This window comes from Hyphomonas beringensis, from assembly GCF_000682755.1.
GTDB classification, from domain to species: domain Bacteria; phylum Pseudomonadota; class Alphaproteobacteria; order Caulobacterales; family Hyphomonadaceae; genus Hyphomonas; species Hyphomonas beringensis.
This window is the reverse complement of record NZ_AWFF01000109.1, coordinates 45,018-67,691: the sequence shown is the minus strand read 5'-3', so window position 1 is coordinate 67,691 and position 22,674 is coordinate 45,018. Positions and strand designations below refer to the sequence as shown.

Below are 22,674 nucleotides of genomic sequence, written 5' to 3'. Positions count from 1 at the left end.
AGTCAAAGCCTTGCGGTTTTGCCCGCTTCGGTTGCCTCTGCCAAGTCAGAGACGGGAGGATAATGGCGGCGCCGGGCCTCAGTCCGCAGAGGTGGTCGTATCGGATGTGATGCGCCACTGCCCCGCGATTTTGCGCAGCACGAGCGTGTAGAGCCCGGATGGCTCGGCCCCGTTCATGTCCAGCTTCCAGCGGCCATGCACAACGGCCGCGTCAGAAGAGAGCAGAACGATCTCATTGTCATATGTCGTCAGATGGCCCATCGTGTCAGCTGATCCGTACCGCGCCACATAGCGGTCGAGTGTCGCCTGCCATCCCCGTACAATGTTGCCGCCGGAGGCGAAACGCAAATCGGGGGACTTCCAGTACCCCGCCATGAACCCCGGAATATCTCCGCGGTTCCAAGCCTCATCCTGCGCCTCCAGCAGTGCAGTGATCGCAGCCATGTCTTCGGCCTGCTGAGCCTCGGAAAGGCTCGCATCAGGCATGGGAGGCTGAGATACGCAAGCTATGGGCAAAAGCGCCAAAGCCGCAGCGGCAATCAAAATACGCATGGCGATCTCCTGTTCAGCAGTCCGTGTTTAAGCAAGGACGCCATCAAGGCACCAGCCGAAACCGCATTTGTCAGGCGTCAATTGATGTTGCTGCCTCATCCTGTTTCGGCAACCTGGCCTGGCGAACCCATTCAATGGCGCTGAGCACAACGGCAACGCCGCCCAGCCAGAACGTGATGATGAAGACGTCGTAGAAGCCATTCTTCTCGATCATTTCTCCGAGCCACGGGCGACCAAGCGTGCCGATCAGCATTGTCAGGGAGGCAAGCAAGGCATACTGGACCGCAGCAAAGCGCGGATTGACCACAGATGTCAGGTAAGCGGTGATGGCCACAAGCGCGAGACCGCCTGCGATATTCTCCGCAAAAATGGTCACCATAAGGCGCGCCATCCGCTGGCCATGATCAGCCTCTGCCGTGCTGACCGACAGCGTGGAGCCCCAATCCGCCAGAGCGATGAGAGGCGCATCGAGATGCGTAAAGGCGAGAAAGGAATCGACCGCCACAGCGCCTGCGGCAAGGTCTGCGTAGAGCAGATTCGTGACGGCTGCGACAACGCCGCCAAGGAAGAAAACTGGCATCCTGCCGATCACACCTATCAGGACCGCGCCCATCAGGGAGCCCAGAATGGTCGCAATGACCCCGAAGAGCTTTGAGGCAATGGCGACATCTGCCAGAGAATGTCCGAGCGCGCCAAAATTCTCGCCCAGATAAAACGGATAGGCAAACGAACCCCAGACGGCATCTGTGAAGCGATAGGTCAGTGCCAGCAGCAGCACGAGCAGCGCGCCCCATCGCAAGCGGAAGATCAGATCCATCATCGGATCAAAGATTGAGCGGAACAGTATACGTTGGGCTGCCTGAAGCTTCGTTTCCTCGTCAACCAGTATGGCAACAGTCTGAGGATGAGCCCTGTTACGGTAGATCAGAAAGGCCGAAACCAGCGCAGGCAGGACGACCGTAAACGCAACAATCCAGGGCCCCTCATTCCGCACAAAGGCAGAGCCCGACGCCCCTTCCGGACCGAAGGCCTGAATCACGAACACCACAATCATTCCAAACGCGATCAACCAGCCGAGCGCGACGATCACGATGGCTGGCAGGGTAACCTTGTGTGGCAAGCTTTTGTAAAAAGTCTCGCGTGTTTCGCTGCGGACGCGGGAGGATTCCGGTTCTGGCGCGATCAATGTGCCGACAACGGACATCAGCATGAAGCCAGCGACCATAAGGAACACAATGACCCAGCCATAATGTTCGGCAATCAGCAAAGCAAAGAAGCCGGTAACAAAGCCCGCAGACTTGTAGCCAAGCTGGTACAGCGCCGACATCATGTCCTTGTCGACATCAGATCTTGCCACTTCGATGCGCCAGGCATCCAGCAGCAAATCATGCGTGGGCGACAGCAATGTGATAAGGAATGCGCCGAAGGCGACGAGCCCCATATTCTTTGTAGGATCGGAGAAAGCAAACAGCGCCAGCAACGCCGCGAGGGCTATTTGCAACACCAAGAGCCACGACCGCCTCGCGCCAAGGCGCCCCAGAAATGGAAACGGGCGCGGGTCCTGAAACAGGGGGGCCCACAGATATTTGAACGCATAGCCCAGCGTAACAAGAGAGAGCACACCAATCGTGGCTGGCGTGATGCCGACCTCCGTCAGCCATGCATTCAGCAGACCGAGCGTGGCGCCCATGGGCAGGCCGGCCGCAAAAGCCAGCAGGATCATCGCCACCATGCGGCGATCCTTCATCGCCCTCAGGGCACGCACAGCACGGGGTGGCTGTTTGATGGGCGGCTGCGTCGCAGGTGTATCGCTCATGCAGCGCCTTCATGCGACTGAGCGCGCGTCCAGTTCAGAGCCAGTGTACGAAGCGCTTCGGCATCCAACGGCTTGGCAGCCACAGCGTTTGCCCCCGATGCAAGGGCCTGACGCTCAATATCGGGATTGATTTCGGCAGAAACGGCAATCATAGGCACGTCTGACCCTGTCTCACGAATGCGGCGCATGGCTTCAAAGCCATCCATGATGGGCATCCTTAAATCCATCAAGATCAACACGGGATTCATACTGGTGGCGCTCTCCACGGCTTCGCTTCCGGTCGAAGCGACTGTGACGGCAAAACCAGCCGATTCCAAGGCACGTCGTGCGATCAGCGCGTTGACCGGATTATCATCTGCGATCAGCACAAGACCTGCGCCGGTTTCCGCTTCCGGTTCATCAATGGCCTGTTCCCCCGATTTCACAACATAGATACGCTCTGCAACGGAAGAGGCGCGCAAGGGACGAACCAGCCAGCCCGAACAGCCAAGGCTTCGGAAGCGAGCGATCGCGCCTCTGTCCTCAGGGCGTAATACGACCAGGGATGGCTTTTGCCGCGCGAAGGATTTAACCAGGGCCTCGCGGACATCTGCGCCGATCAGCAGAATATCTATATCCGCAGGCACCCGTCCGCAGGCAGGGTCCACCAGAACGACCCGTGCAGACGCAGCCGCCAGAGAGACGGAAGCCGACAAAGTGGTCGCCGGAGGCAATCCAATCAACCCGACCGTCACGCCCAATTCCGGCAAATCATGGGTCGGTGGCATGTCAGCACGCGCGAGCGGCAAGAACACGGAAAAAGCCGTGCCCAAACCCAGTTGGCCCGTGACATCCACCCGGCCACCGAGCAATTCGGTCAACCGCTTCACAATGGCCAGGCCGAGCCCGACACCGCCATCCTTATAGGCATCTTTCGCACTCGACTGGTGGAAGGCATCAAACAAACGCTGGCGATCCGCCTCGGCAATCCCCGGCCCAGTATCGATGACGCGGAACTCCAGCCCGTCATCCAACGCCTTGATGTCCAGGAGCACCCCGCCTTGCCGCGTAAATTTCAGCGCATTGCCGACAAGATTGAACAGGATCTGACGAATCCGCCCCGTATCGCCAATATAGGTCGGCATGGGCGTCGGCAGGATACGCGCCGCAAGGTCCAGCCCGGCGGCATGCGCCCGGGGGCTCAACAGCTCAATGACTTCCCGGCCGAGGCGGGCCGGGCAAAAACTCTCAGGCTCCATCTCGACCGCAGACGCATCAAGGCGCGCATAGTCGAGCACATTGTTCAATAATTCCAGCAGACGCGCTCCGCTCAACCGAATGGCCTCGGCATATTCACGCTGGGCTGGTGCGAGATCTGTCTCAAGAAGAAGGGAAACCGTCCCGAGGATGCCATTCAGGGGCGTGCGGATCTCATGGCTGGCTGTCGCCAGAAATGTATCTTCCGGCTTGGAGGCGGATGGAGGGGAATCTGGCGCATCTGTCATATCGACAAGGGCCTATCCCAAAGCCTTTAGCATTCATTTAACCGGAATGGCTGGCTGACGCCGTCTGAGACACGGCGCTCATGGAGGCTTCGGGCATGCCAGGCGGCCTGTGCCGATAGGATAATGCCTCTGCCACATGAAGCCTGCGCACAGATGTTGCCCCTTCCAGGTCCGCAATCGTTCTGGCGACTTTCAGAACCCGGCTATACCCCCGGGCCGTTAGGCTCAGACGCTCGGCTGCCTGCCGCAGCAAGGCCGCGCCAGCCTCATCCGGAGCGGCATGCTTCTCCAGTTCCGGCAAAGGCGCATCGGCATTTACGGGCCGGCACGTATCGCTAACCACCTCACTGAACCGTTCAGACTGAATTTCACGAGCCCGGCTGACCCTTTTGCGCACCTCTTCCGTTCCTTCAGCCGGTGTCGGCAAGGTCAGGTCCACAGCCGTAACCGGCGGCGTGTCATAATAAATGTCGATCCGGTCAAGAAACGGACCCGACAAACGCGCCTGATATTGCTGCGCACAGCGCGGCCCGCGACGACATGCAGCCGCGCCCGGCCCTCCCCCGCATCGGCAGGGATTCATTGCAGCGACCAGCTGGAACCGGGCGGGATAGCGCACATGGCGATTTGCCCGCGCCACAACAGCCTCCCCTGCCTCAAGCGGTTGCCGAAGACTGTCGAGAACCGTTGCCGAAAACTCCGGCAACTCATCCAGAAACAAAATGCCATGGTGTGCCAGCGAGACCTCTCCCGGTTTCGCCTTGATGCCGCCGCCCACCAGAGCAGCCATGGACGCAGAGTGGTGCGGCGCGCGGAAAGGCCGCTTCCGGGACAGGCGTCCGCGCTGAAGCAATCCGGCAACGGATTGTATCTGCGAAACCTCCAGCAACTCCCGCGCGGAGAGAGGCGGCAACAAACCCGGCAGACGCTGCGCCAGCATGGATTTGCCAGACCCGGGCGGACCACAGAAAAGCAGATTGTGCCCACCGGCTGCCGCGATCTCAAGTGCCCTCTTTGCGCCCTCTTGCCCTTTCACATCTCGCAAATCAGGTCCGCTTGATTCCTCCGCAAGCTCCCCCGGCTTGGGCGGGGCAATCACAGACCGGCCTGTAAAGTGGTTGATCAAAGCAATCAGGCCGTGAGCCGCAATCACCCCTCCTCCGGCCCAGGCGGCCTCTGCCCCGCAGATCTGTGGACAAATCAATTGCAGATCCATAGCCTCAGCCGCCATGGCCGCCGGCAACACGCCCAGCGTTTCCCCCAATGTCCCATCCAGCGAAAGTTCACCAATCGCCGCATATCCTTCAAGCTGGTCCCCGGGCACTACGCCCATCATCGCCAGAATAGCCAACGCAATGGCAAGGTCGTAATGGCTGCCCTCCTTGGGCAGGTCAGCTGGTGCGAGATTCACGATGATACGCTTGGGAGGCATGGCAAGTCCGAGAGATGCGAAGGCCGCGCGCACCCTTTCCCGGCTTTCCCCCACCGCCTTGTCTGGCAAGCCAACAACATGGAAGGCCGGATTGCCGCTGGTCATCTGCACCTGCACATCGACAGGCTGGGCGTCCACGCCCTCAAATGCAAATGTCGTAACCCGGCAAACCATCGCAACCCCCAGTTCGTCTAAACCAGAGGTTAACAATTAAACTCGAACAAATAAAGAACAAAAATTAATGAAAATCGAAACAGGACTTATGCGCGCTGAAGGGATACCGCTTCCAACGCCTTGTCCAGAACATCCAGACCCGCCCCAGCCCTTGGCGCCAGCTCAGACAAGGTGCGGCGCCAGAGCCGCGCGCCAGGCCGGCCATTGAAAAGGCCCAGCATGTGCCGGGTCATTGCATGCAATCCCACGCCTTCCTGCAAACGCGCCGCCATATAAGGCTTGTAGGCTTCGATGGCATCAAAAGGCGAAACGGGCGCGCCATCCGCATAAAGAGCGGCGTCGACCTCGCCCAGGATCGCCGGCGTCTGATAGGCTGCGCGCCCGAGCATGACACCATCAAATTCCTCCAGATGCTGCTGGCAGGCTTCGATTGTCGGAATGCCACCATTCAGCAGGATGGTCAGGTCCGGACGCGCGCTCTTCAACTTTGAGACGAGGCCATAATCCAGAGGTGGCACCTCCCGGTTTTCCTTTGGGCTCAGCCCCTTCAGCCAAGCCTTACGCGCATGCACGGTGAACACATCGCAGCCCGCTGCACTGACTTTTTCAACAAAGCTGAACAGGGTTTCTTCTGCCGGCAGATCATCAATCGCGATGCGGCACTTGACCGTCACCGGAATGGCCACGCTCGCCTGCATCGCACTGACACATTCCGCCACCGTATCCGGCTGGGCCATCAGGCACGCGCCAAACGCTCCGGACTGGACGCGGTCCGACGGACAACCGCAATTGATGTTTATCTCATCATAGCCAAAGGCTTCGGCGATGCTGGCTGCTTCGGCCATCTTGGCCGGCTCGTTTCCGCCGAGCTGCAGCACCAGAGGGTGCTCTGCCTCTGAGAACCCGATCAGACGTTCGCGGTCTCCATGGATAACCGCATCGGCGGTGACCATCTCCGTCCACAACAGCGCGCGTTTGGACAGGCACCTGTGAAACGACCGGCAATGCCGGTCGGTCCAGTCCATCATGGGCGCGACGGAGAACCTGTAAACCTGATCGTGTTTCATGTTTCCCCGGGCATTTCAGGACTCAAGCATAAAATTGCGCCATTGCCAGAGCGCTTCGCAGGCGCTTTTAGCGGATTTGCCTCACCTGTGTACATGACGGGCTCACCTCTCGGCTCAGTAAGCGAAAGCATAAGAACCTGAATGCTCGAAGAAGCGCTCTCAAACCATACTGGCGAGAAATCCCTGGTGCCCAGAAGAGGACTCGAACCTCCACTCCCTTGCGAGAACTACGACCTGAACGTAGCGCGTCTACCAATTCCGCCATCTGGGCACGGGATCGGAAGGCGCCGATGTATAGGCTGATCCCGGTGGCGTCAACGGGGAATTCCAGCAATTTCGAATGAAGATGCCAGTTTCAGGACCCAGGGAAACCACGGCACCACGCGTCTTGCATTCGCAGAGGACTTCTATCTGCATCGATCGATCTTTCCCGGGTACAAATCCAGGAAGGGCTACGCTCTCAACTAAACATCTTTTTCATCTGGCGTACGACGATTTTGACGTAGCCTTCGGGCAGGAGGCGCACGAGACGGTCGAGGTTCTTTGCTTTGCTGGTCAGCACGATGCGGCGCTTGCCACGCTCCATGCCCGAGAGGACTTCACGGGCGGCAGTTTCGGCAGGCATTGTCAGAAGCTTTTCCTGATAGACCTTGAAACGCTCGCGCGCAGCCTCCCGTTTTTCAGGTGGAAGCTTTTCGATTTCGGCCGCCCTGTTCGAGGCAATCTGGGTGGCGACGCCCCCTGGCAGGACGACGGTGACCTCTACAGGCAGGTTCTCGTGCAGCATCTCCATCCGCAGGCATTCGGAAAACCCCCGCACGGCGAACTTGCTGGTCACATAGGGCGACATGTGCGGCTGCGCCATAAAGCCGTTGAGGCTGGAAATATTGACCACATGCCCGTCGCCACTGGCGATGATATGCGGCAGGAAGAGCCGCGTGCCGGTCAGCACGCCGTCCAGATTGATGGCCATGATCCGGTCGAACACATCTGCGGGGGTGTTCTGGAAGGTGGTATTCGGCGGGGCAACGCCGGCATTGTTGAAGAGCTGGTTCACACCGCCAAAACGCTCAAGGACCGCATCGGCATATCTGGCGAAAGCGGCGCGGTCGGAAACGTCGAGGACCGCATGATCGACCTCGGCGCCGACATTGGCGACCATATCGGCGGTCTCGGCGACACCGGTGCCGTTAATATCACTCAGGGCGAGGCGTGCGCCGCGGCGGGCCAGTTCTATCGCCAGTGCCCGGCCGATGCCACTCCCTGCCCCTGTGACGACAGCGACCCGCGATTTGAAGATGCCGCTCATAATTTATCCTCCATCGCTTCAGGCTGAGGGAGAGGTGAGAGGCGCAGTTCCGGCTCTACAACGCGGCCCTTGCGCATCATCTTCTTGTCCTCGTCATAGTCGAAGGTCATCTGCCACGGAAAGGCATCGCCTTGCCGCGGAAGTTTATCGACCGAGCGCTGGACATATCCGGCCTTGAAATCGAGAAGCGGGCGCAGCTCCATGTCTTTGTCAGGGCGCAGAGGGACGCAGATGCCCATCCCTCGCTGGTCCATCTCTGAAAGCAGTCGGCAAAAATACTGGCAGATGAGGCCAACTTTCAGCGTCCAGGACGAGTTGGTGTAGCCCATCGCCATGACGAAGTTCGGGATGCCGTCCAGCATCATGCCCTTGAAGACGAGGTGGTCTGCCCAGTCGACAAGCCTTCCGTCCACGCGGTATTCGACCCCGCCCATAAGTTTGAGGTTCAGCCCGGTTGCGGTCACGATGATGTCGGCCTCGACGCGTGTACCATCTTCCATCTCTATGCCGGTCTCGGCAAAAGTCTGGATCTGGCCCGTCACAATGGAGCAGCGGCCAGCGCGCAGACATCGGAAAAGATCCCCGTCCGGAACGGCGCAAAGCCGCTGGTCCCAAGGGTCATAGGGCGGATTGAAATGCCGGTCGACGGCATAGTCTTCGGGCAGGCGTTTCAAATTGGCCTTGCGGATGAAGCCGCGCATCATCTTCGGGTATCGCTGGCACAGCGTGAAGAAGATGTGCTGACGGATGATATTCTTTCGGCGAAGAATGGCGTGCCGCCAGTTCTTCGGCAGCCACGGCCGCAGGAATTTCGCGAGCGGATCCTGCTTCGGCACCGGGACGACATAGGTCGGCGTGCGCTGGATCTGCACAACGTGCGCGGCATCTGCGGCAAGCGAAGGCAGCAGCGTCACAGCGGTCGCGCCCGATCCGATGACCGCGATTGTTTTGCCGGAATGATCGAGAGTTTCGGGCCAGTCCTGGGGATGGATAATTGGGCCCTGGAAACGTTCTTCGCCTGGAAAGTCCGGCCTGTAGCCTTGCGCATAATCATAATAGCCGGTCGCGGAGAATATCCAGCGCGCGCGCCATGTTTCCCGGCCGCTTCCGTCGGTCGCATCGGTCTTGATGGTCCATAAGCCCTCATCCGAAGACCAATCGCAGGAGACCACTTTCCGGTCGAAGTGGATCTTGTCCTGAATGCCATAGTCCGCCGCTGTTTCGGCGATGTAGGCCTTGATCTCCGGACCGTCCGCTATGGAGTTGTCACTCATCCAGGGTTTGAAATCATAGGCAAAGGTGTGGAGGTCTGAATCAGACCGGATGCCGGGATAGCGGAAGAGATCCCACGTGCCTCCAAGGTCATCTCGCATCTCCAGGATACGCCAGGTCTTGACGGGTAGCTCCCGGCTCAGATAGGCGGCGCAGCCGATCCCCGACAGACCAGCCCCAAGGATGAGCACATCGAGAACATCCTCATGCGTACGATCAAATGGCATGCTGCTTTCCTCCTTCCGCTTGTGCAAAAGACTGCGGGGCCCCCGCATGGGCGCCCCGCACCTGATCAGAATGTCTGCTTGAGACCGAGATAGATAACCCTTCCAAGGGTCGACCCATTCGCGTAACCGTCGATGTCGTCGAAGTATGGCGGCTCTTCATCAAGAAGATTGTCGACGCCGAGGCTGAGCACGGTATCGCCGCGCCAGCTGTCATTGCCGGGCAAGGTCCAACGTCCGGTCAGATCGACCGTCGTGAAGCTGCCGACATCGCCGGTTTCCGATGCGTCAAAGCCTGCGCTGTGGTTCGCCCGAAGAGAGGCTTCGAAGTCGCCCATTGACCAGCCGAGGTCTGCGACCAGCTGCAGTCTGCTGACGCCGAATTCGAGCGCATCGACGCTCGCGGTTCCTGGCGCAGCCTGTATGTCGCGGCTTAGCGTATATGTGCCCCAGACGCCGCCATGAAGTTCGCCAATATTGGTGTCTTTCGTGTAGCTGACACCAAAATCGAGCCCGTCGGTCTTGACTGAGCCCAGATTTCTGCGCCGTACATCGACGAGCAGATAGGGCGATGTCGCAAAGAACAGGGCCTCAAGGCTCGGAGCGTTTTCAACACGAAGCCCTTCTCCCACAGCGAGCGCATCGGCCAGTGTCGGATTGATCGTGTAGAAAGGCTCATAGGCCGCGATCGAGAAGAAGCCTGGCTCGAGGACCGGAAGGACTGCGATCTGGTCGGTGAACTCGACATTGAAATAGGTCAGCGAGACCATAAGCCCCTCGAGCCCGCCACTCATCGGAGTCCAGTCCATGCCAAGCGAATAGGTCTCCGCCTCTTCGGGCCTTAGATCCGGATTACCACCAGCGATGGCAACCGTCGGGCGGAAGTAGTCGGTGGGTGCCGCGCCTGGCGCCAGGAAAGGACTGATCGGAAAGACCTGTATCCGCGTATCAACCGAATTTCCGGTGTCGGCCAGCGACGGGGCGTGGAACGAGGTCCCCCAGCTACCGCGAATGGCGACGTCGGCTGTCGGCTTGTAGGTGAAGCCGATCTTCGGGTTCGTTGTATCGCCCACATCGCTATAGCTGTCATAGCGTGCCGAGACAGAGGCATTAAGGCTGCCGAGAGTCTCACTGTCGAAGACCGGAAACAGGACCTCACCGAACACCGATGAGATGTCGCGCGAGGAACCGGCGGAGAAAAGCTCGAGGGCCTGGCGAGGCCCCTGCCCTTGCGACGCATCAATCTTTTCCTCGATGAACTCTGCACCGACGGCCAGTTTCACGTCGCCCGACGGCAGGCTGAACAGCGTCCCGTCCGCAACGCTTTTCAGTTGCAGCAACTCCTGCTCGCTGTCTCCATAGACCTGGAAGTCACCGATGGCGGCCAGAACAGCCGGGTTCGTGGCGCTGACATTATAGGGGTTGAGCGCCGTTTCCGGCGTCGTTCCGGCGAGCGCCGCGGCTTCGGCAAGGGCGTTGATCTGGTTTGTTCGAACCACATTGTCGCTTCGCCCGTAATTGGCAGACAGTTTCAACTGCCAAGTCTCACTGAAATCCCAGGTAAGCTGCGGGGTCACCATCCAGGCCGACAGGTCCACGCTGCTCTCCAGTGCTGGCCCGAAAACATCCTCATAAGAGAATGTGACGGTCTGCGATTGCTCGCCGAAGATGCTCTGGAAGTATGGGTTGGCCGCCGTGATCATTCCTTGTCCGCGAACGCCCGTACCTACGCCGGCCCCCTGTCCCTGATGGACTGTTTCCCTGTCGGAGGAGTAGGCGGATAGTTCGAATGTCAGCGTGTCACTGAGGTCCTGGGTGAATTTGCCAAAGAGGCGGTGGTCTCTCTGCTCTGGATAGATCGTCAGGACATCCGTTTCATCGCACAGGTTTGCTCCGACCGTGAAGGTCGGCAGGGCAAAGGGAATGTCATTCGCGATGACTGTGCCGGGCGAACAGTTCACACTGCGGTAGTCGGTCCCGCCGCGCGCCGTGTGATCCTGGAAAACATAGTCCCGGTCACGCCCGAAGATGTCGTCATGCTGGTTGTAATTGTAGGCTAGATAGACATTGCCGCCATCCCAGCTCTGGCCGGCCAGGACAGACGCATTGGTGGAGTCAAACTCATCTCCAAAGCCTTCACGCACCGAGAGTTCAATACCATCCACTTCGCTGCGAGGAATGAAGTTGATGACCCCCCCGATTGCGTCGGACCCGTAGATGGACGAGCCACCATCAAGCACGATCTCGACATTGCCGAGGACGCTGGGTGCAATGGTCGATGGATCAGGCGATGTTTGCAGCACACCGGTGCCGACCATGCGCTGTCCATTGAGTAGAACGAGCGTCGTCGCTCCGCCGGACGCTCCGAGATTTCTGAGATTGGGCCTGTTGTACGGGTTGGCGATCGTCGCGCCCGGGGTTGGCGCCGTATTGAACGCGTTCGTGACCTGCGGGACATTTGCCAGCAAGTCATTTGATGAGGCTGGCGCGATTGCCTCGATCAGGTCTTCGTCGATAGAGAGGGTGTTTGTTCCTGTGGGCGCGACACCCCTGATCAGCGTACCGGTGAAGGCCTTTACCTCAACCGTTTCAAGCGTTCGCGTTTCATCGGCCTCTTCAACCGTCTCTGCGCCCGGATCCGCATCCTGTGCGAAGGCCATGGCTCCGGCACAAAGCGCGTATACCGATACCGATGTGATCCGGCCAAGCAGCCGTGCATTCTTTCCCATTTTGGTTCCTCCCTATGGTTTTTTGCAGAATGTGTTTTTTGTTTTTTGAAACGGATCGAGCGCGACGCCCTGGCTCTTGGCGATCTCGATCATCAGGTCGGCTGTCGCGCAGCGCTGCTCGTCGGTTGAGAGGCGCGGATCTATGCGCAACTCGTCAAGAAGGCTTTCGACATCGTCTTCGAGGCGCAACAGTCTCACCCCGCCATCAGCAGGCGTATCGAAGATGAGGCTTTCGCCAGCAGACGTTTCGTCTCCATAGGCCTGCCACTCCGGCAGATCCTCTTGCGTGCCGCTTCCAGGATGACCGGCGCGCGCAAATTCAGCCCAGTAGGACATCATTTCGCTCGAGAGACGGGTTCGTGAAGCCTTGGTCGCGTCCTTGAAGAACAGTTTGTCATCGGCGTCGGGAACCGAGAATTCCCCGCTCAGAAAGCTGACTTCCAGTCCGTGGACCGCGCCAACAAGAGTGGAAATGTCCGTGAAGTAGTGGCTGCCTTCCTCGTCCCAGTCGAAGCGATAGGTGAAGACAGGCGAGTCCAGTGCGCTGGATCGGGCCTTTGCAGGTTCCTGAACCCCCAGCACCTGCCAGAGCCGGCTCGGATAGCCGCCATGGGCGGCATAAGCATCCTTGTCCCTTGGCTTCGGGATCAGACCTAAGGACTTGGTTGTAAACAGCTCGCTCCCGAGGCCAGCGACAAGCGCTTCATCCCGGTTCGTGCCAATAATGAGAGGCACATCGGTCGCGAGAATCCGCTCCTCATTGCCGGGTTCGGCGAAGGCTTCAGGAATAAGAATACCGTCCGCTGTATTGTCTATCGGACCAATTTCTCCACCCAGTGCGTTGGCCTGGTGTATGGTGCGATAGGCTTCGAAGACCGTTTGCGCGGGGAGAGCTCTAATGCGTTTGGCAAAATCCGGGTCGGAAGGCAAAAGATCGGCTGGCAGGGCACCGGTCGTCTTAAGTTGCTCGATCGCTTCTGCCGATGACGTGCCGCGCCTGTGACTGGGGTCCTTCGGACCGGTTTCCGCCTCTTGCATCGAAAAGACGTTGAAGCCTGCACTCTGCACAATCGCGCGATGGAATTTCCCCTCTGCCAGAGGCGACATCATCAGCGCGGCCGTATTGAAGCCGCCGGCAGATTCACCAAACAGCGTGATGAGATCGGGGTCGCCCCCGAAGGCCTCCACGTTTTCGCCGACCCAGTCCAGCCCGCGGATGATGTCCAGAAGCGCGAAGTTCATGGACTTATCGAGCGGCTCGAGTGCGGACTCGCGGATCGCCTCATTCGCAAACCAGCCCATGGGCCCGAGCCGGTAGTTCAGCGCAACCACGATGACATCGTTCTGCTCTGCAAGACGACCAAAGTCGTCGAAGCCAGCATAGCCGGTCGTGTTCGCGCCACCATGGACCCAGACCATGACAGGCAGCGGCTCGGCAGGCGTCTTGCCGGGCGCCCAGACCGTCAGGTAAAGGCAGTCCTCACTCCCGACGAGGTCACCCTTTTTTCCAGGAAGGATCGGACGTTCATTATACTGGAGACACGCTGAGTACTTGTTATTGGCCTCAAGGATGCCGTCCCAGGCGGACGGCGCGCGGGGGGCTCTCCATCTGAGATCGTCGACTGGCGGGGCCGCAAAGGGAATACCGTACCAGGCGCGCGCGCCCGTCTCTTCATTCTTCGTCCCGATGAGACTGCCCTGAGCGATCGACAGCCGTGTCTCGTCGGAGAGCTCCGGAATTGCATAGTCAGGGCGACCTGACGAACATGCCGCTGCGCCCAGGAATAGTCCTGCCAGAACCATCCATTTCAAATTGCTTGCCATGCGTGCTGATCCCCTCTTGGCCGCCCTGAGGCGGACGTGGCTTCTCTCCCACCGGAACCTGCACAACTATGCGCTCATGCTTTTACATTCCGATTGGAATTAAATTCCATATGGAATTATTTTTGGCAAGGTGAAATTGCCGTCCCTATAAAAATGGCGCCGAAAACGGGGGCTGAGGATGAGACTCATAGGGCTGGACAAGCCCCTATTCTGCGTTCTAGACAATAAAAAATTCCAAACGGAATTTATTTGCTCGTCGAGGCAAGATAAAAGTGCCGTTCTTCTCAGGGAGGGAAGTGTTGCATGGACCCGAAAGTCATCATCGCGGCTATCGTTCCGCTTGCGCTTGCAGCCTGCCTGTCTGCTTCGTCCGAAGATAAAATGACCGATAAGCCCAAAGCGCTCACGGCGTCATTCGACTGGTTCGAATATACCGGCGATGATCCAGCCTTTAGCGGCGGTCCGCCGGCCGAGGGCTATCTCAATCCAGTAATCGCCGGTTTCTATCCCGACCCAAGCGTCACCCGTGGTCCGGACGGTTACTACCTCGTCAATTCAACCTTTGCCTACTTCCCCGGAATCCCCGTCTTTCACAGCAAGGACCTCATTCACTGGGAGCAGATCGGCAACGTTATCGATCGGCAGGACATGCTCGACTTTGACAGGCTTGGCCTTTCGCTCGGTGTCTTCGCGCCGACGATCAAGTTTCATGACGGCACATTCTACGTCGCCACGACTTGTGTCCTCTGCGGCGGCAATTTCGTGGTCACCGCCACCGACCCTGCGGGCCCATGGTCAGACCCGATCTGGCTGCCTGAAGTCGGCGGGATCGATCCATCGCTCTTTTTTGAGGAGGACGGTTCGGTCTGGATCATGAACAATGATGCACCGCCCGGCGGCTCCACTTATGACGGCCATCGCGCCATCTGGCTCAGGCAGGTCGACCCGGAAAACTTCCAGTCCATCTCGGATCCAATCGTTCTCATCAATGGTGGCGTGCGTCCTGAAGACAAGCCGTTCTGGATCGAAGGCCCGCACATCTATCATGTCGGCGACTGGTATTATCTCAGCGCAGCCGAAGGCGGCACCGCGGTCGGCCATTCGCAGGTCGTCCTCCGCTCCAAGGAGCTGACAGGGCCGTACGAGCCCTACGAAAACAATCCCATCCTAACCCAGCGCCACTTGCCGGAAGACCGGCCAAACCCGATCACGTCTGTCGGCCATGCTGATCTTGTCCAGGATGCCAATGGCGACTGGTGGGCGACCTTCCTCGGCGTGCGCCCCTATGAAGGCGACTTCTACAATACTGGCCGCGAGACCTTCCTGATGCCGGTCGAATGGAAGGATGGCTGGCCGGTCATTCTCGAAGGCGAGGAAGAGGTGCACTACAGGATGGACACCCGCCCGGCGCCTCTCGGCAGCATCGGCGAGCACGCTCCCATGTCCGGCAATTTTACGCTCCGCGAAGACTTTGACGAAGATGAGCTGCCACTGCACTGGATGACGCTGCGTGTGCCGGCATCCGACTGGTGGACGCTTGAAGACGGCGCCCTTGAGCTTGAAGCGCGCCCTGTCGAGCTTGGCTCCGGCACCCAGCCCTCCTATCTCGGCCGCCGCCAGCAGCATCAGAATGCTGTCGCCACCACGCAGGTCACATTCAGCCCCGAAAATCCAGGTGACGAGGCCGGCCTCGCCATCCTTCAGAGCGACGACTATTTCTACGCGCTCGGCCTGACGGTCTCAGAAGACGGAATGTGCGAAATCGTCCTGCGCAAACGCGAGGGCGCCGATACTCCCGCCAAAGGAGACATCATCGCAGCCGCGCCCTTCTCAGGCAAAACAGCTGAGCTGAAGATCACAGCGCGAAAGGACAAATACGATTTTGCCTTCCGCGCGCCTGGCAGCACTGCGTGGACAGAACTCGCAACAGGCCTCGACGGCAAGATGCTCTCAACCCGGGTCGCTGGCGGCTTCGTTGGCGCAACTTTCGGCCTCTATGCCGAGGCTGACCCGCGCTGATCAGACCATTCCAACATATAGAGGAGCAACATCATGTATTCACGACTTAGTCTCATTCTCGGCGCTCTCGTCTTTGCGAGCATGCCATCCATGGCCGACACGGGAGACACGGGAGACACTGACAAAAGCGCGTTGGAAGCAACACAAGAGCATTTTTCTGCCAACTCTCCGATTGCGGCAATTGTATCGGATCCGCAGGCCAAAGAGGTACTCGATCGCATCTTTCCGACGCTGACAGACCATGCGGCCTTCGATCAGTTTAAAGCCCTGAGCCTCCGTCAGCTTCAGCCATATTCCGACGGTGGAATCACTGACGCAAGAATCGCGGAGGCGGAGGAGGCGTTTAAGGCTATCAATTCCGACGGATAAAGGAGCATGGCGAGGCCGGAGCACGCATAGCTTGAAAGCCGAATTATTTGGCAAAAAGCAGCGATGTGACGGCTTCGATATGCGCTTCTATGGCGTCCGTCGATGTCATCTCGATGTCGTACAGCGACTTGACTTCCTTCGAGAGGACAAAGGGAAGCTGGCACATGGCGACGACGATGTAGAGCAGGGAAACCGACGAAACCCCGGATAGACGTTCGGCCGGAAGTTCGCTGGAAACCTTGTTGATCGTCTCGTGGCTGGGGCGGATGAAATTCTCCGCCATCCAGTCCAGCCGCTCACCCCCCCGCACAGATTCAGCAATCATGATCCGCGCGTGGTTGGTATTGCGGGCGCAATAATAGATGTACTTGCGCAAGAACAGTTTCAGCCGATCCTTGGCCGACAGGTCCTGCTCAGCCGTTGAGAAAGCGAGTTCTTCTGCGGCGCGCTGAAACATCTGCCGAACCGTCTCGCGCCAAAGTTCATCCTTCGAACCGAAGTGATAGCGGATAGTTGTGTGGGTGACGCCAGCCGCCGCCGCGATGTCGCGTGTATTGGCCGTGTCATAGCCCTTCTCGGCAAAGACCTCATAAGCCACGTCGAGAATCCGGGCGCGCGTTTCAGCAGCCCGTGCCTGAACCGGTTTTCTTGCCTTGGGTTTGGAAGATGCCTTGGAGTTCGCCATCTCGTCCTTATTTTTACTCATTATGGTCGCTCAAGGCTTCATCAATGATGTAGCTTACTTCTAAGGTAGGTATAACGAGCCGCTGCGCTAGACAATCTCGTCTGCCCGGAAAGCAACACCCTGCTTAAGCGCGCTCACGCTGTCAGGGCCGATATGGGCTGTATAGTCGATCGCCTCTATGGCCCAGTTACCGGACGCCTCATCGAAATAGGCAAGGTCAGAGCTGTCCATCTGAAAACGTACGACGGCCACCTCTCCGGGGGCAAGGGACACCCGCCTGAAGCCTTTCAGCAGGAAGGCAGGCCGGTCAATCTGACTGCTTGAGAAGCCGACATAGAACTGGACAACCTCATCGGCCTTGCACGTTCCAGTATTTGTGACTTCGGCCTCAAAGTGGATCTTGCCCCCGGCAGTTACTTTTCTCGTCGCGCCATAGTCGAAGCTCGAATAGCTGAGGCCATGCCCGAATGGGAACGCGGCCTTTTTCTGCGATTCCGCCAGCAATGTGTAGCCATGATAGAGGTCGTATTCGATCTCGTCGGCATTCGGATCAAAGAATGGCAGGTCGCGCTCATCCTGCGGGATCGTGAACGGGAGTTTGCCACTCGGCGACACATCGCCAAATACCACACGCGCGAAAGCCGTGCCCCCTTCCATGCCGGGATACCAGACCATCATGATGGCCGCGGGCTTGTGCTTCCAGGTTTCCATCGTCACGGCGCTTCCCGCCATGATCGCAACCAGCGTGTTAGGATTGTCAGCACAGATCCGGTCAATCAGGTATTCATCGCGATCGAGCAGGCGAAGCTGATCCCGGTCGCCGCCGCGCGAGTCCATCTTCTTTTCGCTATCGAGACCTTCCATGGCCTCATTGCCGGGGATGAATTCGCCTTCATCTTCCCAGGTAAAGCCGGCCGCGACGATGCAGACATCCGCCTCGCGGGCAAGCGCGCGCGAACGCTCATGGTCTGTGCCGTCATGATGAACGATCCGGATGTGATCGCCGGCCCGGATTTTCAGCCCTTCCAGGAGTGTGAAGACATAAGGCGGGATCGTCCTGCTGGACCCATGGTCGCCAAGGTTCGCCACGTCCATAAGGGGGCCAAAACAGGCGATTGTCATGGGTCTGGAGGCCTCGAGCGGAAGCAGACTGTCATTCTTGAGGAGGACGAAGCTCTTTTCGGCGACTTCCCGCGCCAACTGCCGATGCGCTTCGCAGGCAATGTCTTCCTCGCCATAAGCGCGATCGTCTTCAGCACGGCAGAATGTGAACTGGGTCCGCAGGATACGACGCACAGCATCGTTGATCGCCCAGTGCGACACCTCGCCTTCATTGACGGCCGTGATCAGGTTCTTTCCAAAAAATATCGGCTCGGGATTTTCTACATCCAGTCCTGCCTCGGCGGCGTCTGCACCATAGGCCCCTTTGACCCAGTCGGAATGGACGAAGCCCTTGAAGCCCCACCGCTCTTTCAGGATGTCCCTCAACAAGTGCCGACTATGACCGCAATAGTCGCCATTCACCTTATTATAGGCGCTCATGACTGAAGCGCACCCGGCTTCCAGGACGCGCTTGAAGTGCGGTAGATAGACCTCACGCATCACTCGCTCGCTGGCTTTGACGTTCACTCTGAAGCGGGAGTTCTCGATACTGTTGAGGGCATAGTGTTTTACCGTGGCGATCACATTGTGCGCCTGGATGCCTTCGCAGAGCGCGGCGCCCATTTCACCGAGCAGATGCGGGTCCTCACCATAGGTCTCCTGGGCGCGCCCCCAACCCGGATGGCGAAGCAGGTTGATGCAGATGGCGCCAGACAACCTCACTCCGATCGCCCTCGCCTCGATCCCCATGGCATCTCCGATGCGGCGTTCCAGCTCTGTATCCCACGTCGCGCCGCGCGCCATGCTGACCGGAAACGTCGTAGTCGGGCGCTTGCTTCTGACACCTCGTGGGCCATCGCTGAACAATAGGGGGTCGATTCCGAGCCTCTCGCAGCCACTTCCAGCCTGATAGGTGCGCTGGCCGAACTGGCGATTATCTTCGCCGAAGAAGTATTTGAAGAAATCGTGTCCGGACATCATCCAGACTTTTTCCTCCAGCGTCAGCTGATCTATGATGTCGTCCAGCTCCTTCTCAAGCTGGTCATCCAGGGTTTCGTTAAAGTCGGAATGTTGGTTACGCATCTTGCTCACTTTCAACTGGGTTGTTTTCTCGACGCCGCGCAATTTCCTGGACAATCCGGGCATGGAACTGCTGGTCGAGGCGGTAGGTGAGCACCAGGACCAGACAGATGATGGCGGTGCAGAAGGGGATGATCGAGATCATGATCTTGAGGCCGGTCAGAGCGAGCGGCGTCTGCTCGGCATTGGCCACATATCCGAACCCATCGAGCAGAAGGCCAGCGATCAGAGTCGCAAAGCCGAGCGCGAGCTTCTGCGCGAAGGCAACGGCACCGAAGATCGTGGATTCAGACCTGATACCCGTTTTCCACTCCCCGAACTCGACCGTGTCAGGCAGAGTGGACCAGGTGCTGAAATAGTTCGCCGACGATCCAAGAGCGCCAAATGTCAGGATGAGGATCACTGAAACGGGCGACTCGAAAGGATTGAACCAGAGAGACAAGGTTGCAATGGCGGCTATCGCACAGCCGCAAGCCCAGACCTGGCGCTTGCCAATGCGCTTTGAAAGCGCGCCCCAGAACGGCACTGCCAGCATGATCGTCACCGCGACCGCCAGCAAAGTGACGCCTGTCAGCTCCTCGGCGCCGAGATTGTATTTCAGATAGTAGAGCACCGCCTTGCTGGAGATCGTCGCGCCGCTCATTCCAACCAGGATGATGGCGAAAGCGGTCCAGAAGGCCGAGTTATGCCTCAGCATGCGCAGTATATCCCGGATGCGCGGCTCTGGTCTGATCTCGCCGCCCGGTTCTCCCGGCGATGGCTCACGGGTGGAGATGGCACAGACGAGAATGGCTGCGACGCCGATGAAGGAATAGAGCACAGAGACGCTACGGAATCCGTCATGCAGGTCGCCATTGCCCAGCACGGCGGCGCCATCGCGTGTGAACGCAGCGATCACGATGCCGGCGATTGTCGCAAACATCATCCGGTGCACGGCAAGCGCGCCCCGCTCATCCGAATCCTGGGTCATCCGTGCCGAGAGCGAGCTGTAGGGTACGCCCACCAGCGTATAGAATGTCCGGAAGATCAGTTGAGTGGCAAATGCGAAGGTCGCCGCAGCCCCTGTTGCAGCCATCGGAACGCTGAACATGAGCGCAAAGGATATCCCCAGCGGGATTGCAGCGATGAAGAGATAAGGACGGAAACGCCCGACAGGGGTCCTCGTCCGCTCAGCGACGACACCGATAACCGGGTCGGTGATCGTGTCCCAGAGCATGGCGCCGAAGATGATCAGACCGGCCGTCGTGTTCGATATGCCGATGACGTCGGTATAATAGAACATGGCGAACAAGTTCGTCATGTTCCAAAAAACATTGATCCCGAAATCACCGACCCCGAAGCCGAGTCGTCGGCCGAAACCGAGCTGAGGTGCAGAACGGGCCGCATATCCATGCTGGTCGAGCATGCTCATCGCAGGCCACCCAATGTCGCCATTTCAATCCTCCCCTGTTTCGTATCAGCGCCGACGTGCAGCGCCCGCTTGGTTGCGGCGCAAAATGTTTCCAATTGGAATTTAAATCAAGCCCAATGCGCTGGACAAACCCCCATTTCCCGCATTAGACACTTAAAAAAAATGCCAAATGGAATTAAATTACCCACTGCGAGGGAAACAGAAATTGCTATTATTTTCTGAGACTTATAGACACGATTGGTGGCGCAGCCCTCTGGACAATCCCGCGGCTCAGAAAAATGCACCTTGGTCGCTATTGAACCGGAAGGCGCACTGATGACAGGCAAACTTGGCTTATGGAACAGGCTGAAAAGCGACTTCATCTATCTTTCAGGCCTGCAAAAAATTGACAACCGAACGAAGGCCTTCGGACCGGAGGCCGACATCCTCGTTCCCGACCTGCTGGAAGCCAGTTTCGACAGGCATGCGGGAAACCCTGCCTTTTTCTTTGAGGGACAGACACTCACCTATGCCGAACTTGAAGCACGCGCGAACCGCTTTGCGGCCTGGGCGACGGCGTCAGGCCTGAAGAAAGGCGATACGGCCTCCCTGTTTCTGGAGAACCATCCGGACATCATTGCTATCTGGTTCGGCCTGTCAAAGCTCGGCATCATCGCGGCCCTGATAAACAACAATCTGAAAGGGGACGGACTTCTTCATTGCCTGCGAACAGCGGGCTCAAATGCCGTCATCAGTGATGCCGCGCTCAGCAGCGCCGTCAGCGACATCCAATCAGAACTCGACAGCACGGTGACGCATAGCATCCTTGGCAGGGGCGACCTTTCCGAGGAGGCCCTCGCAGCACTGCCGGCACATCGTCCGGCGTGGTCCGCGCGGCAGGGGCTGACGGGCAAGGACATCGCGCTTCTTATCTACACCTCTGGCACAACCGGCCTGCCAAAGGCGGCAAGGATGAGCCACGCCCGCTGTCTCACGATGATGTCGGGCTTCATCGATGCGACCGGCGCTGGCCCCGGCGACCGCATCTATGAAACGCTCCCTCTATATCACGGCACGACCGGGCTTTGCGGTGTGGGGACGGCCCTCCTGAGCGGTGCGGCTGTCGTCCTGCGCCGTAAATTCTCAGCGAGCCAGTTCTGGCAGGATGTGCACGACTACAAGGCGACAATGTTCGTCTATGTGGGAGAACTTGGCCGTTATCTCATGAAGAACCCGCCTTCCCCACTGGAACGCGATCACCAATTGCGGTGCGCCTTCGGCAACGGCATGCGGCACGATATCTGGACGGAGTTCACCGCCCGCACGGGCCTCAAGAAGATTATAGAATTCTATGGCTCTACCGAGGGCAACATCTCGCTGATCAACCTCGATTCGCGCCCGGGTGCAGTTGGCAGGATTCCGCCCATTATCAAGGACCGCATGCCCGTCCGTCTGATCGATGTCGATCCGACAACCGCCGAGGTTCGGCGCACCGTCGAGGGGCTTTGTCGTGAGGTGCCCGCTGGGATACCGGGCGAAGCCGTTGGAAAGATCGAGGAGGCCGATTCCCGCTGGCGCTTTGATGGCTATAACGAGAAAGCCGCGACCGAGAAGAAGGTCCTGAGGAACGTCTTCGAACATGGGGATGCCTGGTTCCGGTCGGGCGACCTGCTGAGGCAGGATGAAGACGGCTACTTCTATTTCGTCGACCGGCTAGGCGATACATTTCGCTGGAAGTCTGAAAACGTGTCGACCAGCGAGGTTGAGGAAGTCTTGGCAAAGTGCGACTTCGTCACGATGCCCAACGTGTACGGTGTGGAAGTTCCGCACGCCGAGGGCCGGGCAGGAATGGCCGCCATGTCCGTGTCCGGTGCCCCGGACATGGATGGTCTCTACCGGCACGTCATGCAGGCCTTGCCAGCCTATGCCAGACCGGTCTTCCTGCGCGTGCTTCCCGACCTTCAAGTCACCGGCACGATGAAATTTCGCAAGGTCGATCTCGTGCGCCAGGCCTATTTGCCATCGCCCGGACATCAGGATGTGTGGATCATTGATCCTTCAGCCGAAACCTACAGACCCATAACAGCCGCAGACATTGAACAGATCGAGGCGGGAACGGTCAGGCTTTGATGCCGGAGACCGGCGAG

The 22,674-nt window shown here is 58.7% G+C and carries 15 protein-coding genes and 1 tRNA gene; 3 read left to right on the top strand and 13 right to left on the bottom strand.

All coding sequences use genetic code 11. From position 1 onward, the window contains the following. Positions 1–78 precede the first annotated feature (78 nt). From HY29_RS17785 to HY29_RS17740, 10 genes are all read right to left on the bottom strand, one after another. A complete protein-coding gene (locus tag HY29_RS17785; RefSeq protein ID WP_034799754.1) occupies positions 79–552 on the bottom strand; it encodes a YybH family protein in 474 nt (157 codons plus the stop codon). Between the two features lie 70 nt (positions 553–622). Next, the gene (locus tag HY29_RS17780; RefSeq protein WP_034799752.1) at positions 623–2,368 is read right to left on the bottom strand and encodes an AmpG family muropeptide MFS transporter; all 1,746 of its coding nucleotides are present in this window, start codon (positions 2,366–2,368) and stop codon (positions 623–625) included. Then, positions 2,365–3,852 carry an ATP-binding protein gene (locus tag HY29_RS17775; RefSeq protein WP_034799750.1) on the bottom strand — a complete coding sequence of 496 codons (1,488 nt, stop codon included), beginning with the start codon at positions 3,850–3,852 and terminating at the stop codon, positions 2,365–2,367. Before HY29_RS17775 ends, HY29_RS17780 begins: the two co-directional genes overlap by 4 nt. Before the next feature lie 37 nt (positions 3,853–3,889). Then, positions 3,890–5,458, bottom strand: a complete 1,569-nt coding sequence (locus HY29_RS17770; RefSeq protein ID WP_051601780.1) for a YifB family Mg chelatase-like AAA ATPase — start codon at positions 5,456–5,458, stop codon at positions 3,890–3,892. A gap of 86 nt (positions 5,459–5,544) precedes the next feature. Then, the gene (gene dusA, locus HY29_RS17765) at positions 5,545–6,525 is read right to left on the bottom strand and encodes a tRNA dihydrouridine(20/20a) synthase DusA (RefSeq protein ID WP_034799748.1); all 981 of its coding nucleotides are present in this window, start codon (positions 6,523–6,525) and stop codon (positions 5,545–5,547) included. Positions 6,526–6,709: 184 nt separating this feature from the next. Beyond that, positions 6,710–6,796 (bottom strand) — tRNA-Leu (locus tag HY29_RS17760). A 189-nt stretch (positions 6,797–6,985) separates the two neighbouring features. After that, positions 6,986–7,834, bottom strand: a complete 849-nt coding sequence (locus HY29_RS17755) for an SDR family NAD(P)-dependent oxidoreductase (RefSeq protein WP_034799746.1) — start codon at positions 7,832–7,834, stop codon at positions 6,986–6,988. Next, positions 7,831–9,333, bottom strand: coding sequence for a flavin-containing monooxygenase (locus HY29_RS17750; protein ID WP_034799744.1), 1,503 nt, complete (start codon positions 9,331–9,333; stop codon positions 7,831–7,833). Before HY29_RS17750 ends, HY29_RS17755 begins: the two co-directional genes overlap by 4 nt. 65 nt (positions 9,334–9,398) lie before the next feature. Then, entirely contained in the window at positions 9,399–12,059 is a 2,661-nt protein-coding gene (locus HY29_RS17745; protein WP_034799742.1) for a TonB-dependent receptor plug domain-containing protein, read from the bottom strand. 12 nt (positions 12,060–12,071) lie between these two features. Next, positions 12,072–13,883, bottom strand: coding sequence for a carboxylesterase/lipase family protein (locus HY29_RS17740; protein WP_034799739.1), 1,812 nt, complete (start codon positions 13,881–13,883; stop codon positions 12,072–12,074). Positions 13,884–14,186: 303 nt separating this feature from the next. On the opposite strand from HY29_RS17740, the gene HY29_RS17735 reads away from it, so the two are divergent. Beyond that, positions 14,187–15,902, top strand: a complete 1,716-nt coding sequence (locus tag HY29_RS17735) for a glycoside hydrolase family 43 protein (RefSeq protein WP_034799737.1) — start codon at positions 14,187–14,189, stop codon at positions 15,900–15,902. 33 nt (positions 15,903–15,935) lie between these two features. Further along, a complete protein-coding gene (locus HY29_RS18735) occupies positions 15,936–16,271 on the top strand; it encodes a hypothetical protein (protein WP_051601778.1) in 336 nt (111 codons plus the stop codon). 43 nt (positions 16,272–16,314) lie between these two features. Here the strand turns inward: HY29_RS18735 and HY29_RS17725 are convergent, their stop codons facing one another. The 3 genes from HY29_RS17725 to HY29_RS17715 all read right to left on the bottom strand — a co-directional run bounded on the left by HY29_RS17725 (position 16,315) and on the right by HY29_RS17715 (position 20,548). After that, positions 16,315–16,977, bottom strand: a complete 663-nt coding sequence (locus tag HY29_RS17725) for a TetR/AcrR family transcriptional regulator (RefSeq protein ID WP_081811499.1) — start codon at positions 16,975–16,977, stop codon at positions 16,315–16,317. A gap of 66 nt (positions 16,978–17,043) precedes the next feature. Continuing rightward, positions 17,044–19,140 (bottom strand): beta-glucosidase, encoded by a 2,097-nt coding sequence (locus HY29_RS17720; RefSeq protein ID WP_051601776.1) that lies wholly within the window; start codon positions 19,138–19,140, stop codon positions 17,044–17,046. Further along, positions 19,133–20,548 carry an MFS transporter gene (locus HY29_RS17715; RefSeq protein WP_034799733.1) on the bottom strand — a complete coding sequence of 472 codons (1,416 nt, stop codon included), beginning with the start codon at positions 20,546–20,548 and terminating at the stop codon, positions 19,133–19,135. The genes HY29_RS17720 and HY29_RS17715 overlap by 8 nt, the downstream gene beginning before the upstream one ends. 315 nt (positions 20,549–20,863) lie before the next feature. On the opposite strand from HY29_RS17715, the gene HY29_RS17710 reads away from it, so the two are divergent. Then, on the top strand, positions 20,864–22,657 hold the full coding sequence (locus HY29_RS17710; protein WP_034799850.1) for a long-chain-acyl-CoA synthetase: 1,794 nt from the start codon (positions 20,864–20,866) through the stop codon (positions 22,655–22,657). Positions 22,658–22,674: the final 17 nt, after the last annotated feature.

Coding starts and splice junctions, on each gene's coding strand:
- HY29_RS17715 (WP_034799733.1), bottom strand. CDS start 20,548: ATGAGCATGCTCGACCAGCATGGATATGCGGCCCGTTCTGCACCTCAG.
- HY29_RS17720 (WP_051601776.1), bottom strand. CDS start 19,140: ATGCGTAACCAACATTCCGACTTTAACGAAACCCTGGATGACCAGCTT.
- HY29_RS17750 (WP_034799744.1), bottom strand. CDS start 9,333: ATGCCATTTGATCGTACGCATGAGGATGTTCTCGATGTGCTCATCCTT.
- HY29_RS17755 (WP_034799746.1), bottom strand. CDS start 7,834: ATGAGCGGCATCTTCAAATCGCGGGTCGCTGTCGTCACAGGGGCAGGG.
- HY29_RS17735 (WP_034799737.1), top strand. CDS start 14,187: ATGGACCCGAAAGTCATCATCGCGGCTATCGTTCCGCTTGCGCTTGCA.
- HY29_RS17725 (WP_081811499.1), bottom strand. CDS start 16,977: ATGAGTAAAAATAAGGACGAGATGGCGAACTCCAAGGCATCTTCCAAA.
- HY29_RS17780 (WP_034799752.1), bottom strand. CDS start 2,368: ATGAGCGATACACCTGCGACGCAGCCGCCCATCAAACAGCCACCCCGT.
- HY29_RS17745 (WP_034799742.1), bottom strand. CDS start 12,059: ATGGGAAAGAATGCACGGCTGCTTGGCCGGATCACATCGGTATCGGTA.
- HY29_RS18735 (WP_051601778.1), top strand. CDS start 15,936: ATGTATTCACGACTTAGTCTCATTCTCGGCGCTCTCGTCTTTGCGAGC.
- HY29_RS17770 (WP_051601780.1), bottom strand. CDS start 5,458: ATGGTTTGCCGGGTTACGACATTTGCATTTGAGGGCGTGGACGCCCAG.
- HY29_RS17775 (WP_034799750.1), bottom strand. CDS start 3,852: ATGACAGATGCGCCAGATTCCCCTCCATCCGCCTCCAAGCCGGAAGAT.
- HY29_RS17740 (WP_034799739.1), bottom strand. CDS start 13,883: ATGGCAAGCAATTTGAAATGGATGGTTCTGGCAGGACTATTCCTGGGC.
- HY29_RS17710 (WP_034799850.1), top strand. CDS start 20,864: ATGACAGGCAAACTTGGCTTATGGAACAGGCTGAAAAGCGACTTCATC.
- dusA (WP_034799748.1), bottom strand. CDS start 6,525: ATGAAACACGATCAGGTTTACAGGTTCTCCGTCGCGCCCATGATGGAC.
- HY29_RS17785 (WP_034799754.1), bottom strand. CDS start 552: ATGCGTATTTTGATTGCCGCTGCGGCTTTGGCGCTTTTGCCCATAGCT.